Raw genomic sequence first — 14,138 nt, forward strand, 5'->3', positions numbered from 1 at the left:
AACTAATGATTAATTTTAGGATAAATAACCTGCATCAAGACGTCAGGTTGTTGGGTCGCAATTTTTCCGTGTAAGATTCCATACAACTAATTGCGGGACAGAGTTTAAGAACCACCGTAGCGTGGTGAATTACTCTGTCCTCAACATATTTGTTGTGATTGACTGAAAAATCCTCAACAAATCAAAAAAATTTCTAACCTAGTGGGAGAAGTACATGAAAATCGGCATCCCCGCCGAGACGCGGCCTGGCGAGACACGGGTTGCAGCGACTCCGGAAACGGTAAAAAAGCTGGTGGCAGCCAAGCATCAGGTACTGGTGCAGTCTGGCGCAGGCATTTTATCCAGCATTACCGATGAAGCCTACGCGGCTGCGGGCGCCGAGGTGGTTACCGCGGCGGCGGCATTCGGCGTGGAAACCGTACTCAAGGTACGTGCCCCCGGCGCTGATGAGCTGCCTCTGCTGAAAAGCGGTACGGTCGTGGTCGGCATGCTGAATCCTTTTGATGCCGACAATATTGCTGTTATGGCAAGTCATGGCCTGACAGCGTTTGCGCTGGAAGCGGCGCCGCGTACTTCGCGTGCGCAATCGATGGACGTGCTGTCGTCGCAAGCCAATATCGCCGGCTACAAAGCGGTGCTGATGGCGGCCAATACGTATCAGCGCTTCATGCCGATGTTGATGACCGCCGCCGGTACCGTCAAGGCCGCACGTATGTTGATCATGGGCGCAGGCGTTGCCGGTTTGCAAGCGATCGCCACCGCCAAGCGCCTTGGCGCGGTCATCGAAGCCTCCGATGTACGGCCTGCGGTCAAGGAACAGATCGAATCGCTGGGCGCGAAATTCCTGGATGTGCCTTTCATCACGGATGAAGAGCGGGAAATCGCCCAGGGCGTTGGCGGTTATGCGCGGCAGATGCCGGCCGACTGGATGCGACGCCAGGCTGAACTGGTGCACGAGCGCGCCAAGCAAGCCGACATCATCATCACTACAGCACTGATTCCCGGCCGCAAAGCACCTGTGCTGATCAGCGAAGACACCGTCAAGGCGATGAAGCCGGGCTCGGTGATTCTCGACATGGCGGTTGACCAGGGCGGCAACTGCCCATTGTCCGAAAGTGGCAAGACCGTCATCAAGCATGGCGTCCACATCATCGGCGAAGGCAACCTGGCTGCGCTGGTGGCGGCAGATGCTTCAGCGTTGTATGCGCGCAACGTACTCGATTTCCTCAAGCTGATCGTCAATGCCGAAGGCGGCCTGGTGATTAATCGCGAGGACGATATCGTTGCCGGCACCTTGTTGTGCAGCGGCGGCGAAGTGCTGCGCAAATAAGCTGCACAAATACAAGTCAGAAATAAATACCGATTTAATTAATAGCTGTAAAGAGGCATCCGGCCGCAACTGGGCTGGAGGCTTCGTAAACTGGAGAAACAAGATATGCAACGCATCATGCTGCGCGCAAAAATTCATCGCGCAACCGTTACCCAAGCCGACCTGCACTATGAGGGCTCTTGCGGGATCGATGAAGATCTGCTGGAAGCGGCCGACATTCGCGAGTTCGAGAAGATCGAGCTGTACAACGTCAACAACGGCCAACGCTTTTCGACCTACGCGATCCGCGGCAAACGCGGCAGCGGCGAGATTTCGCTGAACGGCGCCGCTGCACGCTGCGCCCACCTGGGCGACTTGCTGATCATTTGTACTTATGCCCCGCTTTCGAATGAAGAGGCAAGTAGCTATGTGCCGAAAGTGGTGTTTGTCGATGACAACAACCGTATCACCGGTTTAAAAAAGATCTAAAAATTTCGTCATCCCCGCGAACGCGGGCGCCAAGGCGGAGAATCCAAATTACTGCATTGCGTTGCAACTAAGATGGATTCCCGCGTTCGCGGGAATGACGGAGCGGAAGTTATTCGAGATCGTTTGAAGGGAAAATCATGGAAGTCACCCACACCATCACCAACCTGATCATTTTCGTACTGGCGATCTACGTCGGTTACCACGTGGTCTGGACCGTTACACCTGCCTTGCATACACCGCTGATGGCGGTCACCAATGCCATTTCGGCCATCATCATCATCGGCGCCATGCTGGCGGCCGGGCTGACCGAAGGCATCGTCGGCCAGGTCGCCGGCACGCTGGCGGTGGCGCTGGCGGCTGTCAATGTATTCGGCGGTTTTCTGGTGACCCAGCGCATGCTGGAAATGTTCAAGAAAAAAGAGCCCAAGGCCAAGCCTGCAGCTAAAGAGGGAGCGCACCAATGAGCATGAATCTGGTGACCATGTTGTACCTGATCGCTTCGGTTTGTTTTATCCAGGCGCTCAAGGGTTTGTCGCACCCGTCTTCGGCGCGGCGCGGTAATGTCTTTGGCATGAGCGGCATGGCGATAGCCGTCGTTACCACGATTGCCCTGATCGTCAAGCTGAAAGCGGAATCGCAAGGAGCCGGCCTCGGTTTCTGGCTGGTGGCCGGCGGCGTGGTGGTGGGCGGTGGTATCGGCGCTTTCCTGGCGAAACGCGTCGAGATGACCAAGATGCCGGAACTGGTCGCGGCGATGCACTCGCTGATCGGTCTGGCGGCGGTATGTATCGCGGTTGCCGCGGTGTCGGAGCCATGGGCTTTCGGGATTGCCGCGCATGGCGAGTTGCTGCCGACCGGTAACCGTATCGAACTGTTTATCGGTACCTTTGTCGGTGCGATTACCTTCTCCGGTTCGGTGATCGCTTTCGGCAAGCTGTCGGGGAAATACAAATTCCGCCTGTTCCAGGGTGCGCCGGTGAGTTTCCGCGGCCAGCACTTCATCAACCTGCTGCTGGCCGTGATGATGCTGGGGCTGGGGATTATCTTCGTACTGACCCAGTCCTGGTTGCCTTTCATCCTGATGACCATCATCGCATTTGCGCTGGGTGTGTTGATCATCATCCCGATCGGCGGCGCTGACATGCCGGTGGTGGTGTCGATGCTGAACAGTTACTCCGGCTGGGCTGCAGCGGGTATCGGCTTTTCTCTGAATAACTCGATGCTGATCATCGCCGGTTCGCTGGTCGGTTCCAGCGGTGCGATCCTGTCCTACATCATGTGCAAGGCGATGAATCGTTCGTTCTTCAATGTGATCCTGGGCGGCTTTGGCGGCGACGCTGCTGCTGCGACATCGGCCGGTGCGCAAGCCCAGCGTCCCGTAAAATCCGGTTCCGCCGACGATGCCTCGTTCCTGTTGGGGAATGCCGAAACCGTCATCATCGTTCCCGGCTACGGCCTGGCGGTGGCGCGTGCGCAGCATGCATTGATGGAACTGGCTGAAAAGCTGTCGCACAAGGGGGTTACCGTCAAGTTCGCGATTCACCCGGTGGCAGGGCGCATGCCAGGCCACATGAACGTGTTGCTGGCGGAGGCCGAAGTGCCATACGACCAGGTGTTCGAGATGGAAGACATCAACAGCGAATTCGCCCAAGCCGACGTGGTGCTGGTGCTAGGCGCCAACGACGTCGTCAATCCGGCTGCCAAGGATCCGAAGTCTTCGATTGCCGGCATGCCTATCCTGGAAGCCTACAAAGCCAAGACCGTCATCGTCAACAAGCGTTCGATGGCGTCCGGCTATGCCGGCCTGGATAACGAGCTGTTCTACATGGATAAAACCATGATGGTGTTCGGCGATGCCAAGAAGGTGATTGAAGATATGGCGAAGGCGATTGATTAAGCGTTGGTCATTCCCATAAAAAAAACCGCGCCGGTTAAAACCGCCGCGGTTTTTTTATTGCATGAGTGAGGCGAAGTTTAGCGTCGTCCGAACATCATTTGTCGGGCCAGTAATCGCCTGGCCGGCTTCACGATATCCACTAATCCCAACGACAAACCAAGCAGGGTTTGCGATACGGCGCCGTCTGGCGCGCTGGCAAAAATCCGCGCCATGACGTCGGTCAGGTGGATCGTCAAGCTGCGGTCTGCCTGTCTGGCGGCGGCAAACCGTTGCAGGGTATCCGGGGTTATGTCGCCGGCCAGCAAACGCGCCAGCACCGCGGCATCGCGCAAGCCCAGGTTCAATCCCTGGCCGGCAACCGGATGCAAAGTTTGCGCGGCATTGCCAATGGCCACAGTCCTGAGCGTAGCCGCGGGGCGAGCATTCAAGCCCAGCGGAAAGCTGTTGCGTTTCGAGGCCTTGAGAAAACGTCCAAGCCGGCCGCCAAAGGCTTGTGCCAATGCATCCAGGAATGCCGCATCGTCCAGCGCCAGCAGCTGGCTTGCAGTATCGGGGCGCACACACCATACCAAGGCGTAATTGTTGCCGTGCTCGTCGTCTTGCGGCAGCAGCGCCAATGGCCCTTGATCGGTGAAGCGTTCAAATGCGCGGTGTGGAATCGGTGCGCTGCTTTGGACATGGGCGACGATGCCGATTTGCTGGTAATCGCGTTGCAGCGATTTGTCATCCTGGGCGCCGAATATGCCGCCTTCAGCTTGCACCAGCAATTTACTCCGCAGCGAACTGCCATCCGATAATTGCAATTCCACGTGGTCGTTTTGTTCCGTGCTGGCGCTGACTTGCACCGGCCGCAGCAAGTGGATGCCAGCCAGCGCCGGCAGTGCCGCTAAAGCCGTTATCAGGTTGCCGTAGCGGGTGACATAGCCGAGCGCCGGCAGCTGGAATTCCTCGCGCTGGATCAGGGTGCGGCCGAAATGTGCGCGGCGCGATACATGGATCTGATGGATTGCGGTGGCGGCAATCGGCCAGGCGCCGATCTCTTGCAGGATCTGGCGGCTGCCGTAAGAGAGCGCCAGGGAGCGCGGATCTTGCCGTGCCAGTTCAACCGTCTTGGCGTCAATCAGCGCAATCCGCGCAGCTGCGACGCCGCGTTTGACCAGTAACGCAGCCAGGCTCAGGCCGACCGGCCCGGCGCCGCAGATGGCGATGTCGACCTCGGTCTGCTGCTGCAGAAGGGGGGGGGTACTCATGCCGGTAACCCCCAGCTGCGCAACTGGGCTACGGTGGCGGCGGGGTCGGTATGATGAATGGCGCGCCAGCCGAGCGCGTGCGCTGCATCGACATTTCTGCGGACATCGTCGATGAACACCAGTTGTGCCGGTTGCGCATCGGGATAGTGTTTGCGAATGCGTTCCAGCATGCGCTGGTAAATACGCGCATCCGGCTTGATCAGCTTTTCATCGCCGGACACCACCACATCTTTGAACCGTTGGATGACAGGCCGGAACGGATAGTTGTCGCGCGCGTAGGGGAAAGTTTCTCCCGACCAGTTGGTCAAGGCATACAGCGGCACGCCAGCCGATTCCAGCGCCTCGAAAATCGCCATGCCTTCTGCCAGCGTACCGCCCAGCATTTCAGTCCAGCGCGCATAGAAAGCGTGGATCAGGTGGGCGTGATCCGGATGGCGAGCGCTGAGGATGGCAGTTGCCTCGCTGAGCGGGCGGCCGGCATCTTGCTGGAGATTCCACTCGCTGTTACAGATGTTGGCGAGGAACCACTTCCGCTCGCTTTCGTCGGCGATCAGCGTGCGGAACAGGTAGTCCGGGTTCCAGTCGAAGAGAACGCCGCCGAGGTCGAAGACGACGATGGTGGGAGGTGCGTTTGTCATGGACGTCATGATACTCGTGTCTGTACTCCGTCGTGTTCCTGGGGCCGCACTCGCTTCATTTGCGCATCAACGCTTCGATCTCGGCCACCGAAGTAGGGACGTCGCTGGTCAGGCTGAGGTTGCCGTCCGCGGTAACCAGGATGTCGTCTTCGATACGGATGCCGATATTCCAGTATTGTTCCGGCACGCCCTCGGCCGGGCGCACGTAGATGCCCGGCTCGACCGTGGTGACCATGCCGGGCTGCAGCTTGCGCCACGGCTTTTGCTGGCCTTCCGGGGCTGCTTCACCGGGTTCACGGTAGGCGCCGACGTCATGCACGTCAAGACCGATCCAGTGACCGGTACTGTGCATGTAGAACTGGCGATAGTCGCCATTGGCGATCACGTCGTCGAGCGTGCCGGTTTTGTTCTTGTCGAGCAGGCCGGTATCCAGCATGCCTTGCGCCAGCACCCGTAGCGCCGCGTTGTGGCCATCGATGAAGCGCTGCCCAGGGCGGGTTGCCGCTATCGCCGCATGCTGCGCCGCCAATACGATTTCATACAAGGTTTTTTGCGGGCCCGAGAATACGCCATTGGCTGGAAATGTGCGGGTGATGTCGGAGGCGTAGCTTTCGAATTCACAGCCGGCATCGATCAGCACCAGCTCGCCGTCTTTCAGCTCGGTGTTGCCGGCGCGGTAGTGCAGTACACAAGCGTTAGCACCAGTGGCGACGATCGAGGTATAGGCCGGGGACTCCGCGCCTTGGGTGCGGAATTCATGCAGCAATTCTGCTTCCAGGTGATATTCACGCAAGCCGGGGCGCGCCAGGCGCATTGCGCGGCGATGGGCGCCAGCGGCAATCTGCCCGGAGCGTTGCATGATGGCGTGTTCACCCGCGTCTTTGAACAGACGCATTTCAGCCAGCAGCGGATCCAGGCTATGGATGGTGGCCGGTGCGCTGACGCCGATGCGGGCCTGGCCGCTGAGCTTGTTGAGCCAGCCCTGTAACTGAGTATCGCGATTAGCTTGTTTGCCCAGCGAGTAAAAAATCGCCGATGCATCGGCCAGCAATTTTGGCATTTCGGTATCGATGGCGTCGATCGCAAACGCAGCGTCGAAACCGAGCTGCTGGCGGGCGGCGTCAGGGCCGAAGCGATAGCCGTCCCAGATTTCACGCTCCAGATTTTTTTCCCGGCAAAACAGGATCGCTTTTGAATTTTTGCCGGCGACCAGGACGATCACGGCGTCCGGCTCGGTGAAGCCGGAAAGATAATAGAAGCTGCTGTCGTGGCGATACGGAAAATCGGAGTCGGCATTGCGCGCGGCCTCGGGCGCCGTCGAGATGATGGCGACGCCGCCGCCCATGGCCTGCATTTGCGCAATCAGTGTGCTGCGGCGTGTGCTGTAAGGAGTCATGCTGGCGTCTTTCTGGAATAGGTTAATGTGCTGCGGCGATGTGTTGTCGAGCCGGCTATAGCGGCGCGTTCAATTGATTCAGGCGTTCGATGGTGCCGACATCGGTCCATTCGCCACGATACACGTCGCCGCCGATCTGGCCGCGCGCTGCATTTTCGCGCAGCAAGGTCACCAGTTTTTCCGATTGGCCGGCGCTGACGCCATCGAACATCGATGGCCGATAAACGCCAATGCCGGAGAAGGTATAGGTATGGCCGGGCTCACGCTCGTTGCTGACCGAAAAACTGTGCAGCGCGAAATCGCCCTGCGGGTGGTGGGCAGGATTTTTTACCAGGAACAGCCAGGCGTTGTCGCGCGTGTCCAACGCATACGGCTGCCCCCAGATGTCATTGTCTTCCAGCGTATTCTTGACTTGCTCGAAGTCGAAATGCGGGCAATAGACATCGCCTGCAATCGCCACGAACGGCGCCTCGCCGAGCAGGTGGCGGGCGTTGGCGATGCCGCCGGCGGTTTCCAGCGCCACGGCTTCCGGCGAGTAGGTAATCGTCGCGCCGAATTTACTGCCGTCGCCCAGCGCATCTTCAATCATCTGCCCCAGGTGAGCGTGGTTGATGACGATGTCGGTGATGCCTGCACGCACCAGGTTGACGATGTGCCAGACGATCAGCGGCCGGCCGCGGACCGTCAGCAAGGGTTTGGGAATGGTGTCGGTCAGCGGGCGCATGCGCTCGCCGCGGCCGGCGGCAAAAATCATTGCTTTCATGGATGCTTTTGTTCAAGTTGCTTTAATAAAATCGCCGTCTAGGCGTCCCCGACTAGGCGTCCCCGACTAGGCGTCCCCGACATTCCCGCGAACGCGGGAATCCATGTTGACCGTAGAATGGATTCCCCACCTTGGTGCCCGCGTTCGCGGGGATGACACAGTGGATGTTTTGTCAAAAGAGTTATGCCGAATTATTCAGAACGTATAGCCGACCTGCACCGCTTTATCTTCCAGCTTGTCCAGCAAGCGTACCAGCGGGATCAGTTCACGGTAGCGCAGCGCCGTCTTGCGGGTGTACTCCATGACCAGCGGGATGTCTTTCAAATAAGCTTCCTTGCCGTCGCGGTGATGCAGGCGAGCGAACAGGCCGAGTATTTTCAGGTGACGTTGCAAGCCCATGTATTCGAAATCGCGATAGAAAATGTCGATATCCGGATTGACCGGCAGGCCGGCGCGTTTGGCGCGTTCCCAGTAGCGGATCGCCCAGTCGAGTACTTGCGCTTCATCCCACTGGATGTAGACATCGCGCAGCAGCGACACGATGTCATAGGTAATCGGCCCGAACAGCGCGCCCTGGAAATCCAGTACGCCGGGATTACCGCTTGGCAGCACCATCAGGTTGCGTGAATGATAATCGCGATGGATGAATACCTGCGGCTGCGCCAGGGTGTTGGCGAGGATGGCGTCGAAAACCTTGTTCAGGTCGCTGGTTTGCTGGTCGCTCAGGCTCGCTTTCAGATGCTTGCCGAGATACCACTCCGGAAATATTTGCAATTCTCGCAACAGGAAGGCGCGGTCGTATTCAGGCAGCACACCTGGCTGACTTTTGGTTTGCAGCAACACCAGGGCGTCGATGGCGTCCATATACAATTTTGGCGCGCTGTCGTCATTCAATTGTTGCAGGTAAGTTGTAGAACCCAGGTCGGACAGCAGCAAAAAGCCGCGTTCAACGTCTTGCGCCAGGATTTCCGGCACCGACAGGCCGATACCGGCAAACAGCCCGGCGATTTCAATGAAGGGTTTGACGTCTTCTTGCGGCGGTGGCGCGTCCATCACAATCAGGGTTTTGCCATCGACGGCATCGAGCCTGAAATAGCGCCGGAAACTGGCGTCGGCGGAGGCCGGGCGGAGCGTTGCAGGCAGCGTGGGTGTGGCGCTAAGCGTAGTTAGCCATTCGACAATTTGGGTCTGGCGCAGATCGGGTACAGCGGGGGCAGACTGTGATGAAGACATTGAGCATTCCAGTAATAAGCACGCGTAATGCGTTGCAGGTAGTGAGTTCCCATATAATAAGGGATTAATTTCAAAAAATCGCCTGCTATGGTGTTTGCCAAATTCATTTCATGACCCGGTCCTCCTCAGCGCTACCAAAGCAATCTCAGTCAAATTCGGGTCGGACCACGCTAGGTCGCTCCACGTCCCAATTGCCCGCCTTGCGGCGCATGACCGTCATGGTAGCTTCGGTTATCGCGGCGATATCCATGCCGATGTGGGTGTGGGCGCAATCGATCGATCCTGGCACGCCAGCCGTTCCCACCACGCAAAACAACGTCAAGCCGCCGCGGGTCAACGATTCTGATGCGCCGACCACGGTAGAGGCTGAGCAGATGACCGGCCGCCCGGACCGGGTGATCAACCTGGATAACGATGTCGACATGACGCGTGGTCAAACCGAGATCAAATCCAACAAGGCGACTTACCGGATCGTCGAGAACGAGGCAGAAGCCCACGGTTGCGTACGGATGAATCGCTATGGCGACAAATACACCGGCGACGATCTGAAGCTGAATATGGATTCCGGGCAAGGTTTCCTGACCAATCCGACTTACTGGTTTAAAGCCAATGACGGCCACGGCAACGCCGAACGCATCGATTTTATCGATGAAGACAAGTCGAAAATCATCACCGGCACCTACACTACCTGCCCCGGCACCAAGCCGGACTGGTATATCAAGTCGAGTACGCTGGACGTCGATAGCGGCCTGGGTGAGGGCGTTGCCCATAATGGCATTCTTTACTTCAAGAGCGTGCCCATCCTTGGTTCGCCGGTGCTGTCGTTCCCCTTGTCGAATGAGCGCCAGTCCGGCGTGTTGCCGCCGATAATCGGCAGCACCAACAATGGCGGGTTCGAGTTCAATCTCCCCTATTATTTCAATATCGCTCCTAATCGCGATTTGACGCTGTATCCCAACATCATCACCCAGCGCGGTTTGCAAATGGGGGCTGACGCCCGTTATATAGGGGATGGCTACAGCGGGCAAACCAAGGTCGAATTTTTGCCGGACGACAAGCTGACCAAGAGTAATCGCTACGCCTTGCAATCGATTCATGCGCAGACGCTGGTGCCTGGTCTGAGCATGGGCTGGAACGTTAACTTTGCTTCGGATAATCATTATCCAGACGATTTCACGCGTTCGATCACTCAAAGTTCAACGCGGATATTGAATCGGGAATTCGATTTGAACTACGCTGGCTCGTTCTGGAACGTGGCAGCGCTGGCTTCGCGCTATCAGGTACTGCAGGATTTTGACGCTAATGGCAATCCAACGCTTAGCCGTCCGTATGACCGTTTACCCCAAGTTACTGTAACCGCGGGTAAACAGGATATTTACGGTTTTGACTGGAGCGTGAACGCGCAATACACACGTTTCAGAAACAGTCAGTATGATTTCCCGGGTACTAGCAGCACATTGTTGCCGTTGGGCGGCGACCGCATCTACATCAACCCGCAGCTTTCTTATCCGATTATTCGTCCGGGTTATTTCATCACGCCGAAAATCCAGCTGGATGCAACTGCCTATAACATCACGCCGAACAAGTTTGACACACCGAATCCAATTCCGACGGGTGCAACACCGCTGGGTAACAGCTATAACCGGGTGCTGCCGACTTTCTCGTTCGATACCGGCTTGATTTTCGAGCGCGACGCAAAGTTTTTCGGCAATCCGATGACGCAGACGCTGGAGCCGCGCTTGTTCTACGTGCGCACGCCGTTCCGTGATCAGAGCCAGTTCCCGCTGTTCGACAGTGGTGTGGCAGATTTCAATTTTGCCCAGATTTTTACTGAAAACCGTTACAGCGGCCATGACCGTATCGGTGACGCCAATCAACTCACCGCGGCAGTGACTTCGCGTTTTATCGAGGAATCCGGGGTGGAACGCTTGCGCCTGGGTATCGGTCAGCGTTTTTACTTCACGGAACCGCGCGTGTCGCTCGGGGGCACGACCGACACGATCACCAGCAGCCGTTCAGATTTGCTGTTGGCGGCGGGCGGACAGGTGACGAAGGAACTGGGTGTCGACAATACGATCCAATACAGCCAGAGCAATAACCAATGGGTACGCGCCAACTCCACCATCAAGTGGCAGCCAGGTCCGAAGAAGGTAATCAATTTCTCTTACCAGCTGGATCACAACAACGTCGATCCGCTGCTGCTGGACAGTAAATACCTGAAGCAGTTTGACGTATCGGCTCAATGGCCTATCAGCCGCCGTTGGTATGGCGTCGGCCGTGTCAGTTACTCTTTGCAGGAAAAAACAGTCGGCCAAAGCTTGCTTGGACTTGAATACAAAGCCGATTGCTGGGTCTTCCGCGTGGTGGGACAACGTACGCCGACATCGTCAACCCGCTCGACTACGGGTATATTCGTGCAACTTGAGTTGAATGGTTTATCAAGTATCGGGTCGAATCCGATGCAAGCCCTGCGTAGCGGTGTCCCAGGTTATCAGAATGTTAATCAACCCGACTCTTTCATTAGCCGTTGAATCCGTCATTTTCACTTATGAACGTTTTTCCAATTATGCGTAAAACCAATCAAACCCAACTCGCTGCAATCGCATTCTCGTTGTTGTCAGCTACTGCCGGCGGTGCCTGGGCTCAAGCGGTGTCGCATCAGCCGGCGCCGCCGGCTGTCGCACCCGCTGCACCGGCTACCGCTCCGGCCGCCAAGCCTGGCGTAGCCAAAGCAGCGCCGCAGACCGTCGATGCCATTATCGCGGTAGTGAACACTGACGTGATTACCCAGCAGGAATTGAACAAGCGCATGGTGGATGTGGTGCAACGCATGCAGGCTCAAAAAATTCAGTTGCCGCCTGCCGCCGAGCTGCAAAAGCAGTTGCTGGAACGCATGATTCTTGAGCGTGCCGAAGTTCAGTTGGCGAAAGAAAACGGTTTGTCGATAGACGACGTCATGCTGGATCGCGCGATCAGCCGGATTGCCGAGCAGAACAAGCTGTCGATGCCGGATTTCCAAAAGCAGTTGGCGCAGGAAAAAATTCCTTACGCGTCTTTCCGCGAGGAAATTCGACAAGAGATGCTATTGCAACGTCTGCGTGAGCGTGAAGTCGACAACAAGGTCCAGATTTCGGAATCGGAAGTGGATAATTACATTGCCGCTGACAAGAGCAACAAGCAAACCGCGCAGGAACTGGATTTGGCGCAGATTCTGATCCGTGTGCCGGAAAATGCCTCGGCCGAACAGATTGCACAGCGTGCCAAACGTGCTGAAGAAGCCATGCAGCAAATCAAGTCTGGCGGCAATTTCGCCGCCATCGCAGCTGCATTTTCCGACGCCAGCGATGCCTTGAAGGGCGGCGACATGGGGTGGCGCTCGCAAGATCGCCTGCCGGCGCTGTTTGTCGAAGCGGTCGCAAATTTGAACGTGGGCCAGGTATCGAGCATCCTGAAAAGCGCCAATGGATTTCATATCGTCAAACTGGTTAGCAAGCGTGCCGCGCCCGCAGCCGGGACCGACACCGCGGCAGCGCCAGTCCAGCAAACCCATGTGCGGCATATCCTGATCAAGGTGACACCGACCGTCACCGCGGCCGAGGCACGCCGCCGTCTGGTCGACCTGAAGGAACGTATCGACAACAAGGCGGCAACGTTTGAAGATCTGGCAAAGTTGTATTCGAACGATTTGTCGGCCTCCAAGGGCGGCGATCTGGGCTGGGTTTACCCGGGCGATACTGTACCTGAATTCGAACGCGCGATGGATGCCCTGAAACCGGGCCAGGTCAGCGATCCGATCGAGTCGCCGTTTGGCTATCACCTGATCGAGGTGGTGGAGCGCAAGACCAACGACGTCTCCAAGGAACGTCAACGCCTGGCGGCACGGATGGCGATTCGTGAACGTAAAACGGAAGAAGCTACCAACGAATGGTTGCGCCAGTTGCGCGACCGGACTTATGTGGAATACCGTGGCGACGAGCGTTGATTACGTGCGTGGTATTTAAGTTTGCATTTGAGTTAGCCCCCAGCCAGTATCGAGAGTAGTGCATGCCTGATCAATCTGTTGTGCAATCAGCTGCGCAATCAACAGTAGCGCCGCTGAAATCGCCAGGGCGGCCGAGGCCGGTATTGGCCGTCACTTGTGGCGAGCCGGCCGGCATCGGTCCTGAAGTGGCGATCAAAGCGGCCTGGCAGCTGCGCGCTGAAATCAACAGCGTGCTGATTGGCGATGCTGCTTTCCTGGCGATGATCGCCGCTGAGATCGATCCGCAAATCCGTCTCGTGGCATTGTCGCAACAAGCCTTGCGCAACAACGGCTTGCCGAATTTTCCCCATGATCAGATCGCAGTGATCGATTGTCAGCTCGATGCGCATGTGCAACCGGGCCACCTGGATGCACGCAATGGCCGCGCCGTATTGCGCACGCTGGATATCGCCATCAACGGTGCGCAGCAAGGTATTTTCGACGGCATGGTTACCGCGCCTTTGCAAAAAAGCACGATCAACGATGCCGGCGTGCCGTTTACCGGCCATACCGAATATCTTGCTGAAAAAAGCGCAACCGCGCAGGTCGTCATGATGCTGGCTACCGACCGGACCACGCCGCCGTTGCGGGTAGCGCTGGCGACCACGCATCTGGCGTTGAAAGATGTCGCGGCAGCGCTTACCTTTGACAGCCTCAGCCGGACCATCGCCATCCTGCATGCTGATTTGCAAAAGAAATTCGGCCTGGCGCAGCCGCGTATCCTGGTGACGGGTTTGAATCCGCACGCAGGCGAAGGCGGTTACCTGGGGCGAGAAGAAATCGATATCATCAGCCCGGCCTTGCAAGCGGCTAAAGCGCTCGGCATCGACGTTCGCGGTCCTTATCCGGCCGATACCTTGTTCCAGCAAAAGTATCTGGCAGGCGCCGATTGCGTATTGGCGATGTACCACGACCAAGGTTTGCCGGTATTGAAATATGCCAGCTTCGGCCATGGCATCAACATCACGCTGGGCTTGCCGTTTATACGTACTTCGGTGGATCACGGCACGGCTCTGGATCTCGCCGCAGCCGGCTTGGGCCGGGCCGATCACGGCAGCATGCTGGCGGCGTTGAACGTCGCGGCGCAAATGGTGCGCGCAGGGTGGGCGTAGGGTGTGCATTCCGCGTGGGCACTACGTGAC

General features: G+C 57.5%; 12 protein-coding genes. 7 read left to right on the forward strand and 5 right to left on the reverse strand.

Annotated elements, in window-relative coordinates; genetic code table 11:
- Window positions 1-214: 214 nt before the first annotated feature.
- The 4 genes from KHU29_RS13430 to KHU29_RS13445 all read left to right on the forward strand — a co-directional run bounded on the left by KHU29_RS13430 (window position 215) and on the right by KHU29_RS13445 (window position 3,695).
- Complete coding sequence (locus KHU29_RS13430; RefSeq protein ID WP_211453299.1) at window positions 215-1,330, forward strand: Re/Si-specific NAD(P)(+) transhydrogenase subunit alpha; 1,116 nt, start codon at window positions 215-217, stop codon at window positions 1,328-1,330.
- A gap of 105 nt (window positions 1,331-1,435) precedes the next feature.
- Window positions 1,436-1,798, forward strand: a complete 363-nt coding sequence (gene panD / locus KHU29_RS13435) for an aspartate 1-decarboxylase (RefSeq protein ID WP_061541468.1) — start codon at window positions 1,436-1,438, stop codon at window positions 1,796-1,798.
- A 137-nt stretch (window positions 1,799-1,935) separates the two neighbouring features.
- Entirely contained in the window at window positions 1,936-2,262 is a 327-nt protein-coding gene (locus KHU29_RS13440; protein ID WP_092416095.1) for an NAD(P) transhydrogenase subunit alpha part 2, read from the forward strand.
- Window positions 2,259-3,695: an NAD(P)(+) transhydrogenase (Re/Si-specific) subunit beta gene (locus KHU29_RS13445; RefSeq protein ID WP_211453300.1), complete on the forward strand. Its 1,437-nt coding sequence runs from the start codon at window positions 2,259-2,261 to the stop codon at window positions 3,693-3,695. The genes KHU29_RS13440 and KHU29_RS13445 overlap by 4 nt, the downstream gene beginning before the upstream one ends.
- Before the next feature lie 77 nt (window positions 3,696-3,772).
- On the opposite strand, the gene KHU29_RS13450 is transcribed toward KHU29_RS13445, so the two are convergent.
- From KHU29_RS13450 to KHU29_RS13470, 5 genes are all read right to left on the reverse strand, one after another.
- Window positions 3,773-4,945, reverse strand: a complete 1,173-nt coding sequence (locus KHU29_RS13450) for a UbiH/UbiF/VisC/COQ6 family ubiquinone biosynthesis hydroxylase (protein WP_211453301.1) — start codon at window positions 4,943-4,945, stop codon at window positions 3,773-3,775.
- Complete coding sequence (locus KHU29_RS13455) at window positions 4,942-5,592, reverse strand: HAD family hydrolase (protein WP_425514475.1); 651 nt, start codon at window positions 5,590-5,592, stop codon at window positions 4,942-4,944. Before KHU29_RS13455 ends, KHU29_RS13450 begins: the two co-directional genes overlap by 4 nt.
- 46 nt (window positions 5,593-5,638) lie before the next feature.
- Window positions 5,639-6,979: an aminopeptidase P N-terminal domain-containing protein gene (locus KHU29_RS13460; protein WP_211453302.1), complete on the reverse strand. Its 1,341-nt coding sequence runs from the start codon at window positions 6,977-6,979 to the stop codon at window positions 5,639-5,641.
- Between the two features lie 55 nt (window positions 6,980-7,034).
- Window positions 7,035-7,742, reverse strand: coding sequence for an N-acetylmuramate alpha-1-phosphate uridylyltransferase MurU (gene murU, locus KHU29_RS13465; RefSeq protein ID WP_211453303.1), 708 nt, complete (start codon window positions 7,740-7,742; stop codon window positions 7,035-7,037).
- Between the two features lie 195 nt (window positions 7,743-7,937).
- Window positions 7,938-8,975, reverse strand: coding sequence for an aminoglycoside phosphotransferase family protein (locus KHU29_RS13470; protein WP_211453304.1), 1,038 nt, complete (start codon window positions 8,973-8,975; stop codon window positions 7,938-7,940).
- Between the two features lie 218 nt (window positions 8,976-9,193).
- Here KHU29_RS13470 and KHU29_RS13475 point away from each other — a divergent pair, with 218 nt between their 5' ends.
- The 3 genes from KHU29_RS13475 to pdxA all read left to right on the forward strand — a co-directional run bounded on the left by KHU29_RS13475 (window position 9,194) and on the right by pdxA (window position 14,108).
- Complete coding sequence (locus KHU29_RS13475) at window positions 9,194-11,506, forward strand: LPS-assembly protein LptD (protein ID WP_246541986.1); 2,313 nt, start codon at window positions 9,194-9,196, stop codon at window positions 11,504-11,506.
- Between the two features lie 35 nt (window positions 11,507-11,541).
- Window positions 11,542-12,957, forward strand: coding sequence for a peptidylprolyl isomerase (locus KHU29_RS13480; protein WP_246541989.1), 1,416 nt, complete (start codon window positions 11,542-11,544; stop codon window positions 12,955-12,957).
- Window positions 12,958-13,019: 62 nt separating this feature from the next.
- The gene (pdxA, locus tag KHU29_RS13485; protein ID WP_246541992.1) at window positions 13,020-14,108 is read left to right on the forward strand and encodes a 4-hydroxythreonine-4-phosphate dehydrogenase PdxA; all 1,089 of its coding nucleotides are present in this window, start codon (window positions 13,020-13,022) and stop codon (window positions 14,106-14,108) included.
- Window positions 14,109-14,138 lie beyond the last annotated feature (30 nt).

The sequence above is a fragment of the Collimonas antrihumi genome, from assembly GCF_018304965.1.
In the GTDB taxonomy this organism is placed as follows: Bacteria; Pseudomonadota; Gammaproteobacteria; order Burkholderiales; family Burkholderiaceae_D; genus Collimonas; species Collimonas antrihumi.